Below are 25,694 nucleotides of genomic sequence, written 5' to 3'. Positions count from 1 at the left end.
GATTCGGTCGGCTTCGATTTATATTCACAAATGTTGCAAGAAGCAATTGCGGCACGTCAGCCCAAAGAAGAGCATGAAAAAATTGTGCCTGTGGAGATTGATATCACGGTTGATGCCTATATTCCGGAGCATTATATTCAAGATGGACGCCAAAAGATTGAGATGTATAAACGATTCCGGACTGTTCTTGACATGGATGATTTGGAAGAACTGCGTTCGGATATGATGGATAGATTTGGTGACTACCCAGAGCAAGTGGAATATTTATTCATGATTACTGAACTAAAAGTATATGCGATGCGTGTTGGTATTGAGTCTATAAAACAAGATGCTGAGAAGATTACGATTCAGTTCTCTGAAGATGGAACGCAAAATATGCGTGGCGACATGGTGATGCAGGTTATTGGCGAATATGGTCGCCAGATTGGTGTTGGCATGGATGGCCAGCAACTTAGAATTACGGTTAACGTCAGCAAGAAACCACTTCAAGAATGGCTATTTGATTTGAAAACTTTGACGGACAAACTTTCAGAGGCGAAAAAAGAAGTTTCAGAATCGAGTGCAGAATAAGTGAACATCTAATCTTTAGAAAAGGCGGTGGCGTACAGATGGCTCAAAAAACAATGAAGAACTTAATGAAAGGTGCTGTTTGGCTAACGCTTGCGTCATTGCTGTCTAAAATACTTAGTGCGGTTTACCGTATCCCTTTCCAGAACATGGTTGGGGATATTGGCTTTTACATATTTCAGCAAGTTTATCCTATTTATGGGATTGCGATGACGTTAGCTTTGGCGGGTTTTCCAATTATTGTTTCGCGACTGGTTGCCGAAGAAGAAAATGTTACGAAACGCGAAGAAATTTTTCAATCGGCGTTACAGGTCATGATGGGTGTGGGGCTTGTTTTTTTCCTCATGATTTTCTTTGGAGCCGAATTTATCGCTCGCGTTATGGGCGATGTTCATCTAACCATCCTGATTCGTGTCATCAGCTTTTCTTTCTTATTAATGCCGTTTTTAGCTAGTTTTCGTGGTTTTTTCCAAGGTCATGAACAGATGATTCCAACCGCCGTTTCACAGACTATCGAACAACTTGTGCGTGTTATAATTATTATCGCAGGAGCAACTGGAGCCGCCGCGCTTGGTTGGAACCTCTATATGACAGGTGCTGTAGCAATGAGTGGCGCTGTTATTGGCGGATTAGGAGCACTTGGCACACTACTTTATTTCTATTGGCGCAAAAAGCCTGAGAAAATTAGGCTCACGAAAAAATGGGCAAACGGGAAGTTCGTCAAGCGCTTCTTAGCACAGAGTATCGCCGTTTGTACTACAAGCGCTATGCTGATTCTCTTTCAGCTATTAGACTCGTTCCAAGTTTACCGCCTTATGCGTGAATCCGGAATCGATGCTACTACGGCAAAAAGCTTAAAAGGAATTTATGATCGCGGTCAGCCATTGCTACAACTAGGTTTGGTTCTATGCATGGGTCTTGCCCTTGCCATTGTACCGATGATTACGTCCGCAAAATCGCGTGGAGAAACAAAGGAATTACGCCGCTCTGTCCTGCTTATCATCAAGCTCACTATTCTACTATCGGGAGCAGCAACACTAGGTCTTATCGCAATCATGCGTCCAACAAACCAAATGCTTTTCGAAACCGCAGCAGGAACCGGCGTCCTACAAATTTTCATTCTCTCCCTATTCTTGAGCTCTCTAATCGTAACGATGAGTAGCATTCTCCAAGGATTTGGCAATATGGTAGGCCCTGCTGTTGCAGTATGCGCCGGACTTATCGTCAAAATCGCTACAAATGCAATCCTTGTACCACGATTTACAACATACGGCGCCTCATGGTCTACCGTCACCGGTCTTGCGACAACACTTATCATCTGTTACATCCTGCTCAAGCGCCAACTACCAGTCCCGTTGATCCGCAAAAATATGATTGGTTGGGCGCTACTCGCGTTCATGTTAATGATTATTATTCCGATAACGTGGGAAGTAATTTGGCCGCTCATGAGCCGAACAGGAAGCGCAATCCAAGCCCTATTCGGCGCTCTGATTGGGGGCATTATCTTTTTATATTGCATTATCCAATTCAAATTACTCACGACCCGTGACATCATCTATATGCCATTTGGATCAAAGTTACTGTGGCTTGCCAATAAAATTCACAAAAGATAACAGTTTGCTTTTCATTGAATCGAATTCGGCGAAATTGACTGGTATAGTTGCAATTTTACGTTAATCGTGCGAAGATAAAGATAAATTTTACAAACAAAGGATGGATGAAAATGGCAGGAACTATGCGTTTAGATAAATTTTTAAAAGTATCCCGACTAATCAAGCGGCGTACAGTCGCAAAAGAAGTCGCTGAAAAAGGCCGTATTTCGGTAAATGGTGTTGTTGCCAAACCAGGCACAAACGTTAAAGTAGAGGACGAACTTGTTATCAAATTCGGACAAAAAACAGTGACAGCACGCATTGATCGTTTAGAAGAAAATGCCCGTAAAGAAGTCGCAACAGAGATGTACACGATTTTAAAAGAAGAACGCAAAGATGAAGAATAAATGAAAATCTGAGTTTGAGACGCATGTTAGGTTTCAAGCTCTCTTTTCACGTTCAAGGAGGGAAACAATGAAAGCTATCTTATATGTTGCCCATGGAAGCCGCCTATCCGAGAAAAACCGTGAATTTCGCGCTTTTGTCGCAGAGATAATGCAGAAAAGACAGGAATCCTGCCAAGAAATTGCTTTTCTAGAAAAAGAAGATGAATCTCTGCCACTCGTCGGTGAAGCAATGATTGCAGAAGGGGCAACGGAGATTACAGTCATGCCGATGCTTTTATTTCCTGCGATGCACGCAACAAAAGACATTCCAGAACATGTTGCTAGGCTACAATCTGCGCATCCGAGCGTGAAGTTCTACATTGCCGACACATTTGGCGCAGAGTTAGAAACAGTTGAGGTTGCAGCCACGCGCATTCGTGATGCTAAGCCCAGCCCTAACGCAACAATTTTGGTCATCGCTCATGGAAGTGCATCCTACAACGAACCGCGAAATCAGATGGAAAATGTCGTGACTAAACTAAGCGCAGAGATTGGCATTAAAGTCAAACTCGGCATGCTCCACGGTGAACCGAACTACAAGCAGATTGCAGCGGAGCTAGGCAGAATAAAGAGCCCGGTTTACTGGATGCCCTACTTTCTTTTTACAGGCCAGCTTGTTGATAAAATTCGGGCAGGAATCACTGAAATTAACTCGGATTTCTATGAAACTAGCTGCCTCGAGCTAGACAAACAACTAGCAGCCGCAGTGATTCGCAAAATCGAGGAGGCGCAATCATGAACGATGGCTATCCATTGCTACTACGATTAACTGATAAAAACGTTACAATCATCGGTGGCGGTAAAATTGCAACTAGAAAAGCGCGAGGTCTTCTTATGACAGGAGCTAACATCACAGTCGTCGCTCCGTCATTCACAGAAGAGTTACAACAGATGGCTGTACACCGAATCCAAGAAAAATACCACTCTTCACATATAAAAACAGCATTTCTCATTTTCTGCTGTACGAATGATCCGGCAGTTAATACCAAAATCACTAAGGATATAGCCACGCATCAACTAATTAACGACTGCACTGACAAGTCTAGATCAGACTTTTTCAACATGGCAACATTTCATCAAGAAGACCATCTAATCGCGATTTCTACAAGTGGAGAGAATCCAGCTCGCGCGACAGAAATCCTCCAAAATTTAAAACACAGCGCTGATATTTGAGGCGCTTTTTTCAGTGTTTTCCCTCATACTAGAAGTAGGCCACTCCCTGTATAATTAGACTATCTAATCTTACAATTAATTGTTCAATTATTCACATATAAACAGGAGGGAAACATATGCCGAAACAAAAATTACTCATGATTGGCAATGGGATGGCTGGTGTACGCACAATCGAAGAAATTCTAGACCGCAATCCAGACAAATACGACATCACCATTATCGGGGATGAGCCATATCCGAACTACAATCGCATTATGCTATCGAATATTCTACAAAACAAAATGACAACCCCAGAAATTATTCTCAATGACGAAACTTGGTACACATCCAACAACATCACGCTACATACGAATGAACAAGCAATCTTAATCGACAGGCTTGCCAAAACGGTTACAACTACCAAACGCAACCTAACATATGACAAGCTTATTCTAGCGACCGGGTCACGCGCTTTCATTTTGCCAATCCCAGGTGCAGACTTAGAAGGTGTTCTCGGTTTCCGAACTATTGCTGATACCGAAAAAATGATTGAAATCTCTCAGAAATACAAACGAGCGACTGTCATTGGCGGTGGCCTACTTGGTTTGGAAGCAGCGCGTGGGCTCCTTGATCAAGGCATGGATGTAACGGTGATCCACCTTGCAGACTGGCTGATGGAAACCCAACTTGACGCTAAAGCAGGTGAACTTTTAAAAGCAGATCTTGAAGCACAAGGCATGAAATTCCTCATGCAAAAAGCTACTTCCAAAATTCTTGGCAAATCACGTGTCACTGGCCTTGCCTTCAAAGATGGTTCGCAGATCGAAACAGATTTAGTTGTGATGGCAATCGGAATCAAACCAGAAATCGAGCTAGCTAGGCACGCCAACTTACCAACTGGGCGTGGCATCATAGTCGATGATTTTATGACAACCGCTGACCCAGTCATTTTTGCTGTTGGAGAATGTGCAGAGCATAATGGAATCGCATACGGCCTCGTAGCGCCACTTTATGAGCAAGGCAAGGTGCTCGCAGACTACTTATGCGATATCGAAAATACAGGATATCGTGGTAGCAAAATGTTCACCCAGCTCAAAGTCTCTGGTTGCGATTTATTCTCAGCCGGTGATATTAAAGAAAATGCCGAAATTAAAGGTGTCACTATTTTTAACAGCATTGAAAACAAATACAAAAAAATATTCATGCGCGATGGAAAACTAGTTGGTGTTGTGCTTTATGGGGATACAACAGAAGGTAGCAGGCTCTATAACCTACTAAAAAAAAGAAGAAGAACTAACCGATTTCACACTTGTTTCACTACTTCACAAATCGGGTGAATCCGAAAGTATGAGCGTTGCCGAAATGCCTGATGATGAGTCCGTATGTGGTTGTAATGGTGTTACAAAAGGCGATATTACACGCGCAATCACGGGTAAAGGCCTCACAACAATCGGCGAGGTAACGGCACACACAAAAGCAGGTGGTTCGTGTGGGAAATGTAAACCTATCATTGGTGACATTCTGGAACACACACTCGGTGATGATTTTGTAAGCGCCGCACCAGCCGGCATTTGCGGGTGTACAGACTTCACACGCGACCAACTCATCATTCAAATCCGCTCAAAACAATTACAAACCGCAAAAGAAGTCCGCCATGTGCTAGCGTTTCGTAATCCAGAAGGGTGCTCGAAATGTCGCCCAGCGCTCAATTATTATCTCAACATGATTTACCCACAGACACATGCCGATGAACCAGAAAGTCGCTACGTTAACGAAAGACTGCATGCCAATATTCAAAATGACGGCACTTATTCGGTGATTCCAAGGATGTATGCAGGCCAAACAGATCCACAACAGCTCATAAAAATCGCCAAAGTTGCTGAAAAATACGATATCCCATTACTAAAATTGACAGGTGGACAACGCATCGGCCTATACGGAGTAAAAAAAGAAGACCTGCCAAAAATTTGGAAAGAACTTGACATGCGTTCCGGTTTTGCGTACGGAAAAACATTACGTACCGTTAAATCATGCGTCGGCTCGAAATTTTGTCGTTTCGGTACACAAGATGCACTTGCACTCGGCGAAGCGCTAGAACGCCAATTTGAATTTGTCGACACGCCACATAAATTTAAAATGGGTGTCTCTGGTTGCCCAAGAAGCTGTGTCGAATCAGGCATCAAAGATTACGGCATTATCTGCGTGGAAAATGGCTACCAAATTTACATCGGTGGAAACGGTGGGACAGAAGTCAAAGAAGCACAGCTCTTAGCCACCGTTGCGACGGAACAAGAAGTGCTCGACATTTGTAGCGCCTTCATCCAATATTACCGTGAAACAGGCGTTTATATGGAGCGAACTGCGCCGTGGCTCGAACGAATGGGCATGGAGCATGTCAGCAACATCATTTTAGATCCAATCGAACAAGCGAAACTGAAAGCTACACTAGATGAGGTACTTGCTGGTCGGGCTGACCCATGGAAACAAGTTTTACAAGACGATGAAAAACAAAAACTATATCACGTAGAAAGAGTGTGACCGCGATGAAGAAGAGCTATATAGCAGATTTAGAAAGTTTGACGCCACTCATTGGGCGTGAAATAATCATGAATGGCGCTAAAATAGCATTATTTCGACTATCTGATGACAACGTGAAAGCCATTGAAAACCGCTGTCCACATAAAAATGGACCATTGGCAGAAGGCACCGTATCTGGAACCGACGTTTTCTGTCCGCTCCATGACTATAAAATTTCACTAGAAACTGGCCTGGTCGCAGCGCCTGATGATGGTTGCGTTAAAACCTATGAGACGTTAGTCGAAAATGGAAAAATCTATTTGGTAACGAACGCATGACGAACATCTACCTCATTGGAGCGGGCCCAGGCGATCCAGGACTCCTGACACTAAAAGGCCGGCGCCACTTAGAAACTGCAGATATCATTATTTATGATCGACTTGTCAATCCGATGCTACTCTATTTAGCAAAAAAAGATGCTGAATTTCTATATTGTGGGAAATTACCACATCATCACATCATGCGTCAAGAACAAATCAATGCTGCAATCATTGCGAATGCCTCACAAGGTAAAAAAGTAGTGCGTCTCAAAGGTGGAGATCCAGCTATTTTTGGACGTGTTGGTGAAGAAATGAAAGCTATATCAGACGCAGGATTAACCTATCAAGTCGTTCCAGGAATTACTTCAGGTTCCGCAGCGGCAATTTATGGGGAATTCCCCTAACGCATCGCGACCATAATGGGCACGTAACTTTTGCGACAGGTCATCAGAAAAATAATGCTCTCACAGAAATTGATATGACGACACTCGCGCTCGGTGGCACACTAGCCTTTTACATGGGTATCGAAAACCTACCGCGTATTTGCGAAAAAATCAGCAAGCAATCAAATCTTGCAGAACTCCCGGTTGCAATCATCGAATGGGGAACACTTGGATGCCAAAAAGTATTGATAGGAACTATTGCAACTATTGAATCCGAACTAGCAAAAACAACGGTGGCGAATCCAGCTATGATTATTGTCGGAAACGTTGTCCAAGAACGTGAGGCCACGTCTTGGTTTGAACAGATGCCGCTATTTGGCAAGCGCTATCTACTAGCAAATGAAAACGGCTTTACATTCGACCAGTTATGCGAATATACTGAGCTTGGCGCCCACGTCTATGCACTTCCTGCTAATGATGCAAGATTCGATGACATTACTACTCGCGCCTTATCTGAGCAACAATGGGATGGTGTCATTTTGCATAATAGAACTTCGACTCTAACTTTTCAAGGAGAATTAGATCGATTAGGAATAAATGAAACCTTTCACATATTCCAAAACGACCCAACACATGTTATTCTAGAGGGGTAGTTAAGGAGGAGCGAGAAGCCAATGAAAGAGCAAGATATAGTTAATGAACTAATCGATATTAGGTTGCAGCTGGGATTAGACTTTGTCGGCATTGCCACTGCGATTGCAGCAAATGGGCAAAAAGAAATCCGCTGGAAATACGTCGCTGGTAACCGGAATCAACGTTATCAAAAAATTGTTCTCCAAATTGGGAAAGGTATTGCAGGTATCGTTTGGCGAACTGCACGACCAATGGTTTCCGAAGACTTAAAAAATGACAGATTTGCGCCACTTCAAGAGTATCCGATTGCGCTTACCGAAAATTTAGTGAGCATCATCGCTGTTCCAATCATGTCAGAAGATGCAGTAATTGGTGTGATGCTCGGGGGTTACCGGAAAGTCACGCAAATTAAAGAGCCGGTGATTATGAACTTGCAAGGAATTGCCGACAAAATGCAACAAAACCTACTAGCCACAAAGGAATGATGCGAAATGGAAGTTACATCAGAACTATTTATGAAGGCCTATGAACAGATGAGCGATGCCGTTTTTTTGCTACGAGATAAAAGTGAAATCATTGCATCTAACCCTGCAGCAAATCGCTTACTGAGCCAATACGAGGTGAATCTAGGCGATTTTTGTACATATTGTGGCGGCTATACTTCGATTTTCGAAGAACGCACATGTCTCGGTTGTTCTTTGCGGAAACGAGTAGATAACGAAGCTTTTCAAATTTTCTTGAACGTGAAAAGTGGCGAGAACATCCCGTTTAGCGCGAGTTATACGCTGATTGATGAGGCTGCCGGAATTAGTCTTCTTCTTTTACGAAACTTAACGCAACAGCAACAAACCGAGCAACTTTTGAAGCAAAAAACAATGACTGAATATGTTATCAATGCGCAGGAAAATGAAAGGAAGCGGTTATCTAGAGAGCTTCATGATGGATTGGCGCAGGGACTTTTCAGCACGCTAATTGAACTTCGCAAAATTAAATATATGACTAAAAAAGAAGATTACGAATCAAGTATTTCCGAGATGGACTCGATGCTTGCAACGACGCTAGAAGATATTCGCAACATGGCTGTAGAACTACGTCCATCGGCACTTGATGACCTCGGAATTTTTGCGGCATTAAAAGCCTATTTTAAGCGCTATGAGCAACTCTTTGGTGTCCATGTTGTCTTCGTTTCCGAGCTATACGGTACGCGCTTTTCGGCAAGTGTGGAAACGATGCTTTATCGCGTTACCCAAGAAGCGCTCACAAATGCTGCTAAGTATGCTGATGTGGATGAAATCGAAGTCTATCTTTTCAAAACAAAACAAATGATTGTACTGGAAATTAACGATCAAGGTATTGGCTTTTTGCCAAATCATTTCACCGCAGAAGGCAGTGGCTTGGGTTTGCTGAACATGAAGGAACGCGTAGAACTTTTACATGGGGAATTCGACTTGCGCTCCGAGCCAAATAAAGGAACAAAAGTGCTTGTCAGGATACCAATCGAAGCAAAAGGGGGCAAATCAATATGATTAAGGTACTCGTTGTAGACGATCACGCTGTAGTTAGAAGTGGTCTTTCCTTCGTTATCAATTCACAAGAAGATATGACTGTAGTAGCTGATGCCGCAGATGGTTTGGAGGCCTATCTCGAAACCGAACGCCATACGCCGGACGTAATTTTGATGGACTTAAGCATGCCACCGGGAGAAAATGGATTAGTTACAACCAAAAGAATCAAGGAAAACTTTCCTTTCACTAAAATACTTATTTTGACGATGCATGACGATGAAGAATACTTGTTCCGAGCTTTAAAACTAGGTGCAACTGGTTATATTCTAAAAAACGCTAAAGACGAAGAGCTACTAGATGCTATCCGTGTTTTGCAACAAGGAGAAACATACATTTATCCGAAAGTAACGACGGCTCTCGTTCGTCAATTTTTGGCACACAATAATGGCGAGGAAGTCAGCAATTCTTATGTCCAACTCTCCAATCGCGAACAAGAAGTGCTGCCTCTTATCGCGCTTGGCTACGGAAATAAAGAAATTGCAAATAAACTATGTATTTCCGTAAAAACTGTCGAAACACATAAATCAAACATTATGAGCAAGCTCGATCTTTCTACGCGCGCCGAAATTGTAAAATACGCAATTAAAAAGAACCTAATTGATCTATAAAAAGTTTAAACTTTCCTTTTATGAAAAATGTTATTATAATGAATAATTGACGTAGGAAAAGGAGGCTAATACATTTGAGAAAAGCTAAAAATTGGAATTGGACAAAAATCATTGCGATTTTTGTTTTTGCATCACTATTAATCTCATTGATATTTTCTATCTACAATGTAATCACAACACCAGCAACAGGAACGCCTGCAGGGGAACCAACGCGTAGTGATTATTCGTTGATGGTTAGTCAATGTATTCTTGGGCTTGTTGCAATGTTTTTACCAGCAATCCTTGGACGCAGATTTAAATTTGAGATCCCGGGAAACATGTATCTTGTCTTTATTATTTTCTTATACTGCTCGATTTATCTCGGGGAAGTTCAAAGTTTCTATTACTTGATTCCAAACTGGGATACTATTTTGCATACGTTTAGTGGGGCTATGCTTGGCGCGCTTGGGTTTTCTGTTATATCGTTCCTAAATGAAGATGAGCGAACAACGATGAATTTAAGCCCGGTATTTGTAGCTCTATTTGCCATATGCTTTGCCGTAACGCTAGGTGTTATCTGGGAGTTTTATGAATTCGCCTCAGATAGGTGGCTAGGTATGAACATGCAAAAGACGATGCTAGAAGACGGAACAAAATTAGCTGGGACTGAAGCTGTAACCGATACAATGGAAGATTTGTTTGTCGATTTCTTGGGTGCCTTTGTTTTTGCGGTTATTGGCTATATGAACTTGAAGCGTAAAAAGGGATGGATGGAAAAGTTTGAGTTCAAAAAAACAGTGAAAAAGTAATAGCACGATGAAAGCTTGTGGTGATTATCGTTGCAAGTCTTTTTTTAGAAATTGGGAGATAAATTAACTTTTTCTATGGGAATCGTGATGTTCACGATAGTTTCATGCCTATTTTTGCTCATTATTGCAGGAGCTATTATGCCAAGGATGACATATTTCATGAAGAAAAAGAGCTAAGCTAGGAATAAATGGCCAGACCATAAAGCACAAAAAAAATAAAAATATGCAAACAAATAGAACAAATGTGCTTAAAAAAGATCATCAAAATAACGGATACCAATGGACAAAAGCCTGAAATATTGGTATCATTCTAAACAAGAACCAATTTTTTAAAGTGCATCACAGCTAGTCTTTTTAATTAAAACTAGTAACTAATTATTAACACTAAAGAAATGAGGGATGGTGTGTGAAAAGAGATCAGAGTACTGTTACAAAATTGAATAATCGTTACGTACAAGATGAAACCACTATGAAGAAACAACAATCACGCAGAAGAGTCGCTTTATTTCGCAGGTTGTTAATGCTTGCTACTGTCATGGTAGTTGTTAGTGGTGGACTGGTGTATGTTTATTCACAACAAGTGAGTTTGCTACACGCCAAGGAAACAGAGAAAGTAGAACTAGATAAAAAAGCACTTGCAGTAGCGCAAAATCAGAAAGAACTAAAGAGCACGATTAACAAATTACATGATGATGACTACATCGCGAAACTGGCTAGGAGTGAGTATTTCCTTTCTGAGAAGGGGGAAATTATCTTCAATATTCCTGACGAAAACGATAAGAAGAAAGAGTCGTCCAATTAATTTGCGAAAAAAGTTTCGTGTAATTGACACTCTTTTTATATGAGCTATAATTAAGGGTAGAGTGAAATTTTAAGGAGGAAGCATTGTTTTATGTCGATTGAAGTAGGCAACAAGTTACAGGGGAAGATTACTGGGATTACTAATTTTGGGGCGTTTGTTGAATTGGAAGGTGGCAAGACAGGTCTTGTTCACATTAGTGAGGTTGCGGATAATTATGTGAAAGACATCAATGATATTTTGACAGTCGGCGATGAAGTCACTGTGAAAGTAATGAATGTCGGTGATGATGGCAAAATTGGCCTATCGATTCGTAAAGCCGTTGATCAACCGGAACGTCCAGAACGCCCAGAGAGAAGTTATAATAACGGACCTCGTAAACCGAAATACAACAAAAAAGCTGCAGAACCAGTACGTCCAGAGAATTTTGAAGATAAGATGTCTAAATTCTTAAAAGATAGTGAAGACCGTTTATCTACCTTAAAACGTCAAACGGAGTCCAAACGTGGCGGTCGTGGCGCGAAACGTAGCTAATCATAAATAGTGAATTTATAGGAGCTGTTCAAAGTCAACTAAAGTCTGATTTACTTGGCTTAGGTACAACTCCTTTTTTTGCCTGATTTTGATGATGAGAAAGGTTGGAATACAGATGATGTCTCGCGAAAAGGTAATGACGTTTATAGCTAAGCATCAACTTATCAACCCAAATGACCAGTTGCTCGTCGCTGTTTCTGGTGGTGCCGACTCGATGGCGTTGCTTCATTTTTTGATTCAAACGAAATTGGTGCCAAAAGAGTCGATTATAGTGGCACATGTCAATCACGGGTTGCGCGCGGAGTCCGTGGATGAGGAACAGCTTGTCGCGGACGTTTGTGAGACTTATGGCCTTCATTTTGAATCGACACAACTGGATATTAGGCATTTAGCAAAGCAGGAGAAAACAGGAATTGAGGAGACAGCACGCAAATACCGTTATGCCTTTTTTAGGGGGCTAATGCGGAAGTATCATTGTACAAAATTAGTCTTGGCACATCATGCAGACGATCAGATGGAGACTATATTAATGCGGCTTGTTCGTGGAAGTTCAGACCTTGGTTGGCTAGGGATGCAACCAAAACGGGAATTTGTCAATGGACTGGTTATCCGTCCATTTTTACCATTAACAAAAAGTGACATTGTGGATTTATGTCGGGCACAGGAAGTTCCTTATTTAGAGGACGCAACGAATCAAGAAGACACGTATACCCGTAATCGCTATCGCAAAGCACTGTTGCCATTTTTGAAACAAGAAAATCTCCATGTTGATGAGCAGTTCAGGCGTTTTTCAGAAGAAACAACCGAGGATTTCCAGTTTTTGAATGAATTAGCAGAGCAGGCGTTACGAGATATGACGGAATATAGCGAAACTGAGGTAAGACTTTCTTTACTGGAATGGAATAATCTGCCCAAACCTTTACAACGACGCACAATTCATTTACTATTAAAACATCTGTACAAAGATAACATGTCGCTTATTTCGGCGGGTCACGTAGATCAGATTTTACGATTAAACCGGGAAGCAAATCCATCAGGTGTGATTCATTTACCAAATAGCTTGATTGTGAGGCGCGCATACACGGAATTAGATTTCTTTTATGGCGAGTTCAGCAAGAAGGTGCGGGATTTCTATCACCAATTGTATGATGGTGATCGCGTGACGCTTTCTGATGGCGCAGAGATTCGGATTAAGACCAAGAGTCCTGTTGTGCAGACGTCGGGGTTAGACGGTATGATTGTGAATCAGGATGCGATACAGTTGCCACTCATTATACGAGGTCGAATGAACGGTGATCGGATGAAAACGCCAGGAGGCACACGGAAGCTTAAATCAATTTTCATTGATGCTAAAATTCCGAAACATAAACGTGATACATGGCCAATTGTGACAGATTATTCAGGAGAAATTTTATGGGTTCCAGGCGTTCAGGCATCGGTTCATCAAGTAAAGCCTAGCCGTGAAATAAAACAATATATAATAAGATATCATCGTAATTTAGGAGGAAACAAAAGCATGCACAACGATATTCAAAAAGTGTTGATTAGCGAAAATGAAATCCAAGAGAAAATTTTGGAATTAGGAAAGGAACTGACAGCAGAGTATGATGGTCGCTTCCCGCTAGTCATCGGTGTACTAAAAGGCGCAACACCATTCATGACCGATTTGTTAAAACGAGTAGATACATATCTAGAAATGGATTTCATGGATGTATCAAGCTACGGTAATGGTACTGTTTCAACTGGTGAAGTAAAAATCATCAAGGATCTGAACACATCAGTTGAGGGGCGTGACGTACTGATTTTGGAAGATATTATTGACAGCGGAAGAACCCTGAGCTATTTAGTAGATTTGCTAAAATATCGCAAAGCAAAATCGGTAAAACTAGTAACGCTACTAGATAAGCCGGAGGGACGCAACGTTGATATTGATGCGGATTATGTTGGATTTATCGTTCCAAATGAATTCGTTGTTGGCTATGGCCTTGATTTTGCAGAGAAATATCGTAATTTACCATACATCGGCGTCTTGAAACCAGAAATTTATGCAGATTGATTTAGTTCACAAAATGAATTAAGTTTGTTACCATATAGAAACAAGGCACAAAGGTAGCTATTCTGCGTTAAAAATTTCCTAGTACAAAAAATCATACCCAACTACATGCAAATCATTGGGAAATTGCAGTTCGTTATGCTATCATTAGTCTTAGTTTTTAGCTCAATATGCCTATTTGAGAAATAATAATAATAAAAAACCATGCTTTTAATAGAAAGTCTTCGTGAGAGAAACACAAGGCGGATTAGTTTTTGCGGCAAAAAGGGAGAACGAACCCAAATGTAAAGACATAGTCCATGCTCTTACGTGGGAGGAGGTAAGGAATGAATCGCTTTTTTAGAAACGCCATATTTTACGTTATCATTTTCCTTGTCATCATAGGAATCGTTGCCACTTTTAACAACAATAGTGAGTCAGCAAAAGAAATCAGCTATGATGAATTCATCACGAAAATGAATGACGATCAAATCAAATCATTCTCTATGCAACCGGATCGCAGCGTTTATGTGATTAATGGAGAACTGAAGAAAGCAGAAAAAACGGATAGCAAAGTTGGGAAAGATCAGTCTACAACGAAATTCACGACTTACGCGATTGCCAACGATCAATTAACAGCACAAATTACAGATTTAGCCGACAAAAATGATGTGAAGGTGGACATTGTCCCTGCCAAGCAAAATAGTGGCTGGATTACGTTCTTCACTTCCATCATTCCTTTCGTTATTATCTTTATCTTGTTCTTCTTCTTGATGAGTCAAGCACAAGGTGGCGGTGGTGGCGGTCGAGTTATGAATTTTGGTAAAAGTAAAGCCAAACTTTATAATGACGACAAAAATAAAGTCCGCTTCACTGATGTAGCAGGTGCAGATGAAGAGAAACAAGAATTAGTAGAAGTGGTTGATTTCCTAAAAGATCCACGCAAATTTGCCGAACTTGGCGCACGTATTCCTAAAGGGGTCTTACTCGTAGGTCCTCCAGGTACAGGTAAAACATTACTTGCCCGTGCAGTAGCTGGTGAAGCAGGCGTACCGTTCTTCTCAATCAGTGGTTCGGACTTCGTAGAAATGTTCGTTGGTGTCGGTGCAAGCCGTGTCCGCGATTTATTCGAAAACGCGAAGAAAAACGCTCCATGTATTATCTTTATTGATGAAATTGATGCTGTAGGTCGTCAACGTGGCGCAGGAATGGGCGGCGGACATGACGAACGTGAGCAAACATTGAACCAATTGCTTGTAGAAATGGATGGTTTCGGCGGTAACGAAGGAATCATTATCATTGCTGCAACAAACCGCGCCGACGTACTTGATCCAGCGTTACTGCGTCCAGGCCGTTTTGACCGTCAGATTATGGTAGATCGTCCAGATGTTAAAGGACGTGAAGCCGTACTTCGAGTTCATGCACGCAACAAACCACTTGCGAAAAGTGTAGACTTAAAAGCAATTGCTCAACGCACACCAGGATTCTCTGGTGCCGATTTAGAGAACTTATTGAACGAAGCCGCATTGGTTGCTGCACGTGCCAATAAGAAGGAAATCGATATGAAAGATTTGGATGAGGCAAGTGATCGAGTTATTGCTGGTCCAGCCAAGAAAAATCGTGTTATTTCAGTTAAAGAACGCCGAACTGTTGCGTATCATGAAAGTGGTCACGTAATCGTTGGGATGGTGCTTGATGAAGCTGAAGTAGTACACAAAGTAACGATTGTTCCACGTGGACAAGCAGGCGGTTATGCTGTCATGTTACCGAAAGAAGATCGCTTCCTAATGACAAAAGCTGAGCTAATGGATCGTATTACTGGTCTCTTAGGCGGACGCGTTGCCGAGGAAATCGAATTTGGTGAAGTAACCACAGGCGCAAGTAATGACTTCGAACGTGCGACACAAATCGCGCGCCGGATGGTGACAGAGTGGGGTATGAGCGATAAAATTGGCCCACTTCAGTTCGCATCAGGTAACGACCAAGTATTCATGGGCAGAGATTTTGGAAGTGGTAAGAACTATTCCGATAAAATCGCATATGAAATTGATACCGAAGTTCAGAGCTTGATTCGCTTCTGTTATGACCGTGCGAAAACGATTATTGAAGAACATAGAGAGCAACATACGCTTATTGCGGAAACGTTGCTTGAAGTGGAGACATTAGATGCACGCCAAATCCGTTCACTATATGACGATGGCGTTTTACCATCTGAAATGGACGCTGATGAGCAAATGTCAGAATTTCCTTCCGAAAAAGATGACGTAACACCAAAATCTTTTGAAGAAGAGAAGAAAGAGATTGCTGAGGAAGCGAAGAACGATAAGATTGATTATGCAGATAAACAAGAAAAAGCAGAGAAAGACGCAGAATCAGAAGAGCCGAAAGAGGTTGTGACTGAGGAAGCGCCAGATGCTGAAAAAACACCAAACGATGATAAAAAAAAGTGAATAAGTAAAACAAGAACCAGTACATGTAAGTCGTGTGCTGGTTTTGTTGAGGTTCTAAAAAAGCGTATTGTGCTTTTTAGAACCTCAATATGCATGAGAACGAAGTGAACATGTAATCCATCAGCGGTTCTTAAGCTCCTAGCAAGAAGTAACAGGAAACCAATAAGAAGCCGGAAGCAAGCAGAACCTCAATATGCAGGAGAGCGAAGCGAGCATGTAATCCACGAATTGTATCATGTAAAGCGCCTCCGGATCCAGCTTTGTTGTGGTTCTTGAAAAGTGTCGTTAGCTTTTTTAGAACCACAATATGCAGTTGAATGTAATGAAACTGCCTTCCTCCACTCAACTCCTCGAACACTTCACGCCCTCCATAAAAAGCAAGAGCGACTTTTTACTGCGGCCGCTCCAGTTTTTTTCGGAGCTGAACGGGCCGTTTCAGCTTTGTTGTGGTTCTTAAGAAGCGTAGTTAGCTGATTTAGAACCTCAATATGCAGGAGAGTGAAGCGAGCATGTAATCCACGAATTGTATCACGTGAAGCGCCTCCGGATCCAGCTTCAAGAGGCCAGCCTCTCGGAAATTTCGTGGCCTCCATAAAAGTCAAAAGAAGACTTTCACTGCGCCCTCTAACAATTTCTGTCGAGGCTAAACGGGCTCTTTCAGCTTTTCAGTGTCATTGGTCAAAAAAAGACAAATTACTCGGCTTTTCTCTAAATACATGTTATGATACTCTAGAAAAATCACAAAAAAGGATGGTGAGTGACATGATTTTAGTCATCGATGTTGGCAATACGAACATCACGATTGGTGTTTATGAAGATAAGGAACTACGCAAACACTGGCGGATGACGACGGATCGTCACCGCACATCAGATGAACTAGGTATGATGGTTCTTGATTTTTTCCAATATGGTGATATCTCGCCGAAAGCTATCAAGGGTATTATCATCTCATCAGTTGTTCCGCCCATTATGCATTCTCTAGAGGCGATGTGCTACAAATACTTCGAAATCAGACCTCTTGTTGTTGGACCTGGCATCAAAACAGGTCTCAATCTACAAGTTGATAACCCGCGCGAGGTCGGTTCTGATCGGATTGTTAACGCGGTTGCGACTATCGAGGAATACGGGGCGCCGGCAATTATCGTGGATTTTGGAACTGCGACAACTTTTTGTTATATCGATGAGAAATCACGTTATCACGGTGGGGCGATTGCTCCTGGCATTATGATTTCGACCGAAGCGCTATACAACCGTGCTGCAAAACTGCCACGCGTTGATATTACAGAAGCAACTAAGGTCATCGGAAAAAGCACCGTCACATCGATGCAAGCTGGGATTTATTACGGTTTTATTGGTCAGTTCGAAGGTATTGTGAGAGCGATGAAGGAACAGGCGAATACAGAACCAACAATCGTTGCAACAGGAGGTCTCGCTAGGCTGATCAGTGGGAAATCGGATATAACGGATATCGTAGATCCATTTTTAACGTTAAAAGGACTACGAATTTTATATGAGCGAAATCAATTAAATAATAAAGGAGTTAATGATAGTGAGTGATTATTTAGTAAAAGCGTTAGCATATGGCGGAAATGTCCGTGCTTATGCTGCAAGAACAACAGAAGCAGTAGGCGAAGCGCAGCGTCGTCATGATACATGGTCAGTATCATCCGCAGCGCTTGGTAGATCCATGACAGCGACACTATTTATGGGTGCGATGCAAAAGGAAGACCAAAAAGTAACTGTAAAAATAGAAGGAAACGGTCCAATTGGTCCAATCATCACAGACAGCAATACACAAGGTCAGATTCGCGGTTATGTAACGAATCCGCATGTGCATTTCAGTGAACTAAATGAATTTGGAAAACTAGACGTTCGTCGCGGTGTAGGAACAGAAGGAATTCTAGGCGTTGTTAAAGATATCGGTTTGCGTACTAATTTCACAGGACAAGTGCCAATTGTTTCCGGTGAAATAGGCGAAGATTATACGTACTACCTCGCCAAGTCTGAACAAATTAATTCCTCGCTTGGCGTAGGTGTGCTTGTGAATCCAGATGATACAATTGAAGCAGCAGGTGGTTTCATGTTACAACTACTACCAGGTGCTGACGATGCGATCATTGATGAAATCGAAAAAAACCTGAAAGATTGCCCAACTATCTCCCGACTTATAGAAGCAGGTGAGACGCCAGAGCAAATTTTGGCAAGGCTTGCTGGTGGAGAAGAAAATCTACAAATTCTTGAAAAAATGCCCGTCGTTTTTGAATGTAATTGTTCTAAAGAGCGTTTTGGAAATGCGATTATTTCTTTAGGAAAACACGAAATTCGCCAAATGATTGAGGAAGATCATGGCGCTGAAGCAGAGTGTCATTTTTGTCGTAACAAATACCACTTTGATGAAGCAGAGTTGGAAGTATTTTACGAAGAAGCGAAATGATCGTTGGAGAGATCGAGAAAAACTCATTTTTATATAAAAATTAGCAAGGTGTCATAAACCTTTTTTCAGGTAGGTATGAATTTCGTTTTGCGTAAATCGAGCGAAAGCGTCTCTCTTCAGGAGGTTTTGGGAAGGATTAATCGCTCTTGTTCTTGCTTATATTGCTGCTGTAACTCAATTCGTTTCGAACAGTCGGGAAGGATTACATGTTCGTTGCACTCACATGCATATTGGGACTGTAACTCATTTTATTCGAACAGTCCCAACAAATTTGACAAAGGTACTCGGGATTGATTAAAGTAGAGGAGAGAATAGGGAAGGAGTGTTGAGAAAATGAAAATTGTAAACTCAATTACGGACTTAATCGGAAAAACGCCTATTGTGAAACTGAATCGATTGCCAGAAGTGGGAAGTGCGGATGTATATGTAAAACTGGAGTTCCAAAACCCGGGTGGTAGTGTAAAGGATCGGATAGCGAATGCAATGATTGAGGATGCAGAGAAGTCTGGTGCGCTAAAGCCAGGAGATACAATCATTGAGCCAACGAGTGGGAATACAGGAATTGGACTTGCAATGGTAGCTGCGGCTAAAGGATACCGTGCGATTTTTGTTATGCCAGAAACGATGAGTTTAGAACGTCGCAAATTACTTCAAGCATACGGTGCAGAATTAGTTTTAACGCCCGGTCCAGATGGAATGAAAGGCGCGATTGCCAAGGCAGACGAGCTTGCAAAGGAACGCGGTTATTTCGTGCCGCAACAATTTCATAATCCAGCGAATCCAGCCGTTCATGAGCGAACAACAGGTCCAGAAATCGTTGAGGCATTTGGTAAAGACGGTTTAGATGCATTTATCGCAGGCGTAGGGACAGGAGGAACGGTGTCCGGAGCGGGACATGTGCTAAAGAAAAACTATCCAGGTATTAAAATATATGCATTAGAACCAGAGGAATCCGCAGTGCTCTCAGGCGATGCACCATCTCCACATAAAATCCAAGGAATCGGAGCAGGATTCATCCCAGACACATTAGACACGAAAGTATACGATGGTATTCTCAAGGTATCCAGTGAGGATGCGTTAGAAACAGCACGTGAAGTTGCTAAAAAAGAAGGGATACTGGTAGGTATCTCATCAGGAGCAACAATTTTTGCGGCACTAAAATTAGCGAAAGAATTAGGTGCAGGTAAGAAGGTGTTGGCAGTTGTCGCGAGCAACGGAGAACGTTACTTAAGCACAGCCCTATACAATTTCGAATAAAATCTCATAAACTTCTAACAAAAAACACAGTAAAATTTCGCGAGCGTGCAGTAATATAGTACTTGTAAGACCACAACAAATAAGTCAATTTCCATTACTTCCTCGTGATGGAAAGGAAGAGGCAACGTGTCACCAACGCGTTGTCTTTTTGTTGCTGTTCTCTACGAAGCGTACATTGCTGAATTAGGACACCAATATGCATTAGAGTTAGAGTAAAGTGAATATGTAAATCCATAACCCACGTCAAGAATAGAATCCCAATATGTACTTGAATCTAATAGAGCAACTCTTTCTTGGTCAATGCTCAGGAATTTCATGGGTGCTGTGACAACCAAAAAAGGTTCCGCGCTGCACCTCTGACCATTCCTGTTGAAGCTGTTGATTGGTGTCAGTATCGAGCTAAGCTCCCAGCCCCCGGTGAACAGCAAGGTTTGTTACTAAAGCTAATCCAGCTTTTCTCGTAGCAAAATGCCCCATTTTAGCATTTCTCATCAATTTCTAACACAAAACTCACTAAAATTTTGTTTTAGTCACGTATTATACAGTTATAAGCTAACAATAAGTAAAACTAAGTTTCATTTTTTCCCTTTTTAAAATGAATACTTAACACTCCCTTTTGACCAGCGTGGTTACTCCCTTTTCCGCGCTGGTTTTTTGTTGCGTTCCAAAGGGTGTGTGGACCTCGTAATATATAAATTCATGCTATACTAGTATTAAAAAGGGGTGATTTCATTGAGCAAATTATGGCAAACGTCACATCCTGCAATGATTATGGGGATTCTGAATGTTACACCAGATTCATTTTCGGATGGAGGCAATTACATAACGGAACAAGAAATAAAAGATAAAGCTGTCCAAATGATACAAGACGGCGCTATGATTATTGATATTGGTGGTGAATCAACCAGACCTGGTCATCGTGAAATATCTATAGGTGAGGAGTTGCAGCGTGTTATCCCTGCTATTAAAGCCGTTCGCGAGGTTTTGCCGGATGTATGGATTTCTATCGATACTTGGAAGTCAGAAGTGGCACTTGCAGCAATACAAGAGGGCGCTGATATCATTAACGACCAATGGGGTGCGAAAAAAGATCCAGAAATAGCAAAGGTAGCAGCTACCTTCACAGCACCGATTATTTTAATGCATAATCGTACCGATCGCGACTACGATAACTATTTTGAAAATGTAAAGGAAGATTTGCAGGAAAGTATCAAAATAGCCAAAGATGCAGGCGTGCCAAAGCACCATATTTTGATTGATCCAGGCTTTGGTTTTGTTAAAACGCCAGAGCAGAATTTAGAAGTTTTGCGACGAATTGATGAAATAGTTGCGCTCGGTCACGAAGTTTTATTAGGAACGAGCCGTAAATCCACAATCGGCTTGGTGCTCGATTTACCGGTAGACGAACGAATGGAAGGAACAGGCGCGACTGTTGTTTATGGCCAGATAAAAGGTTGTACAATTTTCCGAGTGCATGATGTGAAACCGATTGCTCGTATGATTGCGATGACAGAGGCGATTTTAGGCAACGTTGAAGTGCCGAACAAATAAGGAGGAACTTTTTAAAATGGATAAAATTTATTTAAATGAACTAGCTTTCTATGGGTATCACGGTGTTATGCCAGAAGAAAATACATTAGGTCAGAACTTTGTTGTTTCACTTGTACTAGGTTTATCGATTGAAAAAGCAGGAAAAAGCGATGAGGTAAGTGATACAGTAAGCTATGCTGAGGTTTATGAAACAGTCAAAGAAATTACTGAAAACCATCGTTTCCAACTAATCGAGGCGCTTGCAGAAACAATAGCGACAAAAGTTTTAGCGGGATATCCTCTTTTAAAAGAAATCACTGTCAAAGTAATTAAACCAAACCCGCCAATTCCCGGACACTATCATTCTGTCGCGGTCGAAATAACGCGAACAAGGAGTGGCGAAATTGAATAAAGCATATTTATCAATTGGAACGAACATCGGAAATCGTAAAGAAAATCTAGAAAATGCTTTAAAAGCACTGCAAGCAGAGTCAGAAATAACAATTAACCGAGTTTCAAGCGTATACGAAACTGACCCAGTAGGTTTCGAGGACCAAGATGCTTTTCTAAATATCGCGGTATCAATACAAACGTCACTAGATCCGGAGGCGCTTTTACAAAAAGGGCTGGATATTGAGTCTGCGCTAGGCCGTATCCGACTTATCCGTTGGGGTCCGCGCCTTATCGATATCGATTTACTTCTATATGAAGGTGTAACCCAGAGAAGTGAAACCCTCGAGTTACCGCATCCAAGAATGGAAGAACGAGCATTTGTCATGATTCCATTGCAGGAAATCGAACCAGATGTTACCGCATCACTTATGCGAGAAGAAGTTTTAGGAAATCAAGGGATTCGCCAAACAAATATCCAGTTAGTCTGGTAAAATTGGCACTTGCGCTTTTTGCTGGATGTGTTACGATAACAATACTATTTTAAAGGAGAAATAAAACCGCAGACATCATGAAATACGGGGTCCGCGGTTATTTCATTTCAAGAAGGAAGGAACATTTTTATGTGGAAAATTGGCAATGTACCTATTAAAAATAGAGTTGTCGTTGCTCCGATGGCTGGAATTTCAAACTCCGCGTTTCGTCTAACGGTCAAAGAATTCGGTGCCGGACTTGTATGCTGCGAAATGATAAGCGATAAGGGTATCGCACAGCGCAATGCCAAAACACTCGACATGCTTTATATCGACGAAAAAAGAAAAAACCGCTAAGCTTGCAAATTTCAGGTGGTGAAAAAAATACCTTAGTAGAAGCGGCCAAGTTTGTTTCAGAAAATACAACCGCAGACATCATCGACATCAACATGGGATGCCCGGTCAATAAAATAATCAAATGTGAAGCGGGCGCAAAATGGCTTTTAAATCCTGATAAAGTATATGACATGGTTGCTGCCGTGGTGGATGCTGTCGAAAAACCAGTTACCGTGAAAATGCGTATCGGTTGGGATTCAGAGCACATGTTTGCTATTGAAAATGCTCAAGCAGCAGAGCGCGCAGGAGCCAGTGCTATCGCTATGCACGGACGTACTCGTGTACAAATGTATGAAGGTAGCGCAGATTGGAATATCCTGGCTGAAGTTAAAAAGAATATTTCCATCCCGTTCATGGCAAATGGTGACGTCCAAACGCCAGAAGACGCGAAAGCAATCTTAGTGCAAACCGGAGCTGATGGAGTCATGATTGGTCGTGCTGCACTTGGCAACCCATGGATGATTTATAGAACGGTTCACTATTTAGAAACAGGTGAGCTTCTCCCAGAACCAGAGCCACGTGAAAAAATTGAAACAGCATTGCTTCATTTAAGGCGTCTCATCGACATAAAAAACGAAAAAATTGCTGTTCGCGAATTCCGGCAACACGCAGCTTACTATCTAAAAGGCGCCCGCGGAAGTACGCGTGCTAAAGTTGCAGCAAATCAAGCAACAGAATACGCTGAGATGGAAGCAATTCTAAGAGGTTTCGTCAATCAATACGAGGAAAAGGCTCTAGCAAATCAATAAATCTGATTTTTAATCCAGTTTTGAAGTTGCCTCATCACAAACAGAGGGAACTTTTTTTTAAATAAAACTAGAAAAGTCAACCCAATTGAGCGTATAATGAAACTATCTGTATAAATTGAAAAGAATAGGAGTGTCAAATATGTCCAACGAGAACCATGAAGAACTAAACGACCAGCTAATTGTACGTCGTGAGAAGCTAGATACATTACGAGCAGAAGGCGTAGATCCGTTCGGCGCCAAGTTTGTTCGTACCATCAGTCCAGAAGAAATCATAACCCAATATGAAGGCAAAACAAAAGAAGAATTAGAAGAAGCTGCAATAGAAGTAGCTGTTGCTGGACGTATCATGACAAAACGCGTAAAAGGAAAAGTAGGTTTTACGCATATTCAAGATCGTTTTCATCAAGTTCAAATATATATTCGTAAAGATGGTGTCGGGGAAGAGTCCTATGATATGTTCAAGTTAGCGGATTTGGGAGACATTGTAGGGGTTAAAGGAACTGTTTTCTTAACTAACACCGGCGAGTTGTCCGTAAAAGCAACTGAATTCACGATGTTAAGCAAATCATTGCGTCCACTACCAGACAAATTCCACGGACTAAAGGACGTAGAACAACGCTACCGTCAACGCTATCTTGACCTAATTACAAACTCGGAAAGTCAACAACGATTTGTAATGCGCAGTAAAATCATGCAGTATACACGCAATTATTTAGATAACATTGGTTACTTAGAGGTAGAAACACCGGTTTTACACACGATTGCAGGTGGAGCAGCAGCAAAGCCGTTCATAACGCACCATAATGCGCTAGACATGCAACTCTATCTACGAATAGCATTAGAATTACATTTAAAACGCCTAATCGTAGGTGGAATGGATAAAGTATATGAAATTGGTCGCGTATTCCGTAACGAAGGCGTATCAACACGTCATAACCCAGAGTTTACAATGCTAGAAACATACGCAGCATTCGAAAATTTTGAAGACATCATGGAATTGGTGGAAGGTTTAATCTCTACAGTATGCCAAAAACTACACGGCACAACTGTCATCACATACGGTGATAATCAAATTGATTTAACGCCTAATTGGACACGTCTACATATGGTAGATGCCGTAAAACAATATACAGGAGTAGATTTTTGGTCGGTTCAAACAACCGAAGAAGCTCAGGCATTAGCTAAAGAACATAATGTCCCAATTACAAAGCATATGACATACGGACATATCCTGAATGAATTTTTTGAAGTATTTGTTGAGGAGAAGCTCATTCAACCAACATTCATCTATGGTCATCCAATTGAAATATCGCCACTAGCAAAAACAAATAAAGATGATGCGCGATTCACTGATCGTTTCGAAGTATTCATAGTAGGACGTGAACACGGTAATGCTTTCTCAGAATTAAATGACCCAATCGATCAACGTCAACGCTTTGAAGCACAAGTCTCAGAACGCGAACATGGTAATGATGAAGCGCATAGTATGGACGAAGAGTTCCTAGAAGCGTTAGAGTACGGCCTACCACCAACAGGAGGTCTTGGCATCGGAATGGATAGACTAGTTATGTTACTGACTAATGCACCATCAATCCGAGATGTTCTTTTATTCCCAACAATGAAACCAAGAGAATAAGTAGAAAAGCCGTGTTTTTGAGACGCTTCAAGAGCACGGTTTTCTTTCGAAAAAGCCAGGCTGAAACAACTTTTTTTAAAATGTGAACTTTTTTTGTCAAATAGACTTGCCAAGGTCTTAAAAACGTGATATATTAGTAATCGTTCCAGCAAACAGATAAAAGCAACGAAGAGTTAAAAAAAACTTTTTCAAAAAAAAGTTCTTGACAATCAGCGCTGGGAAGTGTAAGATATAAGAGTTGTCACCGAACGAGTTTGGTGCTTCTCGAATGACCTTTGAAAACTGAACAGAAACAAAGATAAAACCAATAGAGACAGTAATGTTTCTAGGTAAGAATCGCAGGGCGGAAATAGAGAGCTATTTCCAAAAAAAACTACTAGTAAAGTAATTTGCTAGCGAAGTCAATGTGACGCAAGGATCTTATTCACGGTGTTTGAATAAGT

At 41.5% G+C, this 25,694-nt stretch carries 21 protein-coding genes and 3 pseudogenes; all 24 read left to right on the top strand.

Going from position 1 to position 25,694, the window contains the following annotated elements; translation table 11 throughout:
• Nucleotides 1–570, top strand: a 570-nt coding sequence (locus PROCOU_RS09375; protein ID WP_341871257.1) for a TRCF domain-containing protein, incomplete at its 5' end; no start/stop codon positions are given.
• Between the two features lie 38 nt (nt 571–608).
• Nucleotides 609–2,180 carry a putative polysaccharide biosynthesis protein gene (locus tag PROCOU_RS09370; protein WP_036071801.1) on the top strand — a complete coding sequence of 524 codons (1,572 nt, stop codon included), beginning with the start codon at nt 609–611 and terminating at the stop codon, nt 2,178–2,180.
• A gap of 122 nt (nt 2,181–2,302) precedes the next feature.
• Nucleotides 2,303–2,566, top strand: coding sequence for an RNA-binding S4 domain-containing protein (locus PROCOU_RS09365; protein ID WP_277619741.1), 264 nt, complete (start codon nt 2,303–2,305; stop codon nt 2,564–2,566).
• Nucleotides 2,567–2,633: 67 nt separating this feature from the next.
• Nucleotides 2,634–3,344 carry a sirohydrochlorin chelatase gene (locus tag PROCOU_RS09360; protein ID WP_036071796.1) on the top strand — a complete coding sequence of 237 codons (711 nt, stop codon included), beginning with the start codon at nt 2,634–2,636 and terminating at the stop codon, nt 3,342–3,344.
• Nucleotides 3,341–3,778, top strand: a complete 438-nt coding sequence (locus tag PROCOU_RS09355) for a precorrin-2 dehydrogenase/sirohydrochlorin ferrochelatase family protein (RefSeq protein ID WP_036071793.1) — start codon at nt 3,341–3,343, stop codon at nt 3,776–3,778. Before PROCOU_RS09360 ends, PROCOU_RS09355 begins: the two co-directional genes overlap by 4 nt.
• Before the next feature lie 116 nt (nt 3,779–3,894).
• Nucleotides 3,895–6,295, top strand: a pseudogene (gene nirB / locus PROCOU_RS09350) (nitrite reductase large subunit NirB).
• A gap of 5 nt (nt 6,296–6,300) precedes the next feature.
• Nucleotides 6,301–6,612: a nitrite reductase small subunit NirD gene (nirD, locus tag PROCOU_RS09345; protein WP_051994318.1), complete on the top strand. Its 312-nt coding sequence runs from the start codon at nt 6,301–6,303 to the stop codon at nt 6,610–6,612.
• Nucleotides 6,609–7,630: pseudogene (cobA, locus tag PROCOU_RS19070) on the top strand (uroporphyrinogen-III C-methyltransferase). The gene nirD and the pseudogene cobA overlap by 4 nt, the downstream one beginning before the upstream one ends.
• Before the next feature lie 21 nt (nt 7,631–7,651).
• Nucleotides 7,652–8,095 carry a GAF domain-containing protein gene (locus PROCOU_RS09335; protein ID WP_036071790.1) on the top strand — a complete coding sequence of 148 codons (444 nt, stop codon included), beginning with the start codon at nt 7,652–7,654 and terminating at the stop codon, nt 8,093–8,095.
• Nucleotides 8,096–8,101: 6 nt separating this feature from the next.
• Complete coding sequence (locus PROCOU_RS09330; RefSeq protein ID WP_036071787.1) at nt 8,102–9,136, top strand: sensor histidine kinase; 1,035 nt, start codon at nt 8,102–8,104, stop codon at nt 9,134–9,136.
• On the top strand, nt 9,133–9,783 hold the full coding sequence (locus tag PROCOU_RS09325; protein WP_077913399.1) for a response regulator: 651 nt from the start codon (nt 9,133–9,135) through the stop codon (nt 9,781–9,783). Before PROCOU_RS09330 ends, PROCOU_RS09325 begins: the two co-directional genes overlap by 4 nt.
• Nucleotides 9,784–9,857: 74 nt before the next feature.
• Nucleotides 9,858–10,571, top strand: coding sequence for a DUF2238 domain-containing protein (locus tag PROCOU_RS09320; RefSeq protein WP_208293621.1), 714 nt, complete (start codon nt 9,858–9,860; stop codon nt 10,569–10,571).
• A gap of 406 nt (nt 10,572–10,977) precedes the next feature.
• Complete coding sequence (locus PROCOU_RS09315; protein WP_036071782.1) at nt 10,978–11,373, top strand: FtsB family cell division protein; 396 nt, start codon at nt 10,978–10,980, stop codon at nt 11,371–11,373.
• A gap of 90 nt (nt 11,374–11,463) precedes the next feature.
• Nucleotides 11,464–11,904 (top strand): S1 domain-containing RNA-binding protein, encoded by a 441-nt coding sequence (locus PROCOU_RS09310; RefSeq protein ID WP_036071779.1) that lies wholly within the window; start codon nt 11,464–11,466, stop codon nt 11,902–11,904.
• A gap of 115 nt (nt 11,905–12,019) precedes the next feature.
• Nucleotides 12,020–13,960 carry a hypoxanthine phosphoribosyltransferase gene (gene hpt, locus PROCOU_RS09305; protein ID WP_036071777.1) on the top strand — a complete coding sequence of 647 codons (1,941 nt, stop codon included), beginning with the start codon at nt 12,020–12,022 and terminating at the stop codon, nt 13,958–13,960.
• A gap of 323 nt (nt 13,961–14,283) precedes the next feature.
• Complete coding sequence (gene ftsH, locus PROCOU_RS09300) at nt 14,284–16,386, top strand: ATP-dependent zinc metalloprotease FtsH (RefSeq protein ID WP_036071775.1); 2,103 nt, start codon at nt 14,284–14,286, stop codon at nt 16,384–16,386.
• Nucleotides 16,387–17,148: 762 nt separating this feature from the next.
• Nucleotides 17,149–17,943, top strand: coding sequence for a type III pantothenate kinase (locus PROCOU_RS09285; protein ID WP_036071768.1), 795 nt, complete (start codon nt 17,149–17,151; stop codon nt 17,941–17,943).
• A complete protein-coding gene (hslO, locus tag PROCOU_RS09280) occupies nt 17,936–18,820 on the top strand; it encodes an Hsp33 family molecular chaperone HslO (RefSeq protein WP_036071766.1) in 885 nt (294 codons plus the stop codon). Before PROCOU_RS09285 ends, hslO begins: the two co-directional genes overlap by 8 nt.
• 333 nt (nt 18,821–19,153) lie before the next feature.
• Nucleotides 19,154–20,077 (top strand): cysteine synthase A, encoded by a 924-nt coding sequence (gene cysK, locus PROCOU_RS09275; protein ID WP_036071764.1) that lies wholly within the window; start codon nt 19,154–19,156, stop codon nt 20,075–20,077.
• Between the two features lie 765 nt (nt 20,078–20,842).
• A complete protein-coding gene (folP, locus tag PROCOU_RS09270; RefSeq protein WP_036071805.1) occupies nt 20,843–21,628 on the top strand; it encodes a dihydropteroate synthase in 786 nt (261 codons plus the stop codon).
• A gap of 16 nt (nt 21,629–21,644) precedes the next feature.
• Entirely contained in the window at nt 21,645–22,019 is a 375-nt protein-coding gene (folB, locus tag PROCOU_RS09265) for a dihydroneopterin aldolase (protein ID WP_036071761.1), read from the top strand.
• The gene (gene folK, locus PROCOU_RS09260; RefSeq protein WP_036071758.1) at nt 22,012–22,491 is read left to right on the top strand and encodes a 2-amino-4-hydroxy-6-hydroxymethyldihydropteridine diphosphokinase; all 480 of its coding nucleotides are present in this window, start codon (nt 22,012–22,014) and stop codon (nt 22,489–22,491) included. The genes folB and folK overlap by 8 nt, the downstream gene beginning before the upstream one ends.
• A 129-nt stretch (nt 22,492–22,620) precedes the next feature.
• Nucleotides 22,621–23,615 (top strand): annotated as a pseudogene (dusB, locus tag PROCOU_RS09255) (tRNA dihydrouridine synthase DusB).
• Between the two features lie 139 nt (nt 23,616–23,754).
• Nucleotides 23,755–25,251 (top strand): lysine--tRNA ligase, encoded by a 1,497-nt coding sequence (lysS, locus tag PROCOU_RS09250; RefSeq protein ID WP_036071756.1) that lies wholly within the window; start codon nt 23,755–23,757, stop codon nt 25,249–25,251.
• The last annotated feature ends 443 nt before the right edge of the window (nt 25,252–25,694 follow it).

This window comes from Listeria rocourtiae FSL F6-920, assembly GCF_000525975.1.
Taxonomy (GTDB): Bacteria; Bacillota; Bacilli; order Lactobacillales; family Listeriaceae; genus Listeria_A; species Listeria_A rocourtiae.
The sequence above is the reverse complement of the archived record's forward strand: the minus strand, read 5'-3'. Positions and strand labels throughout refer to the sequence as shown.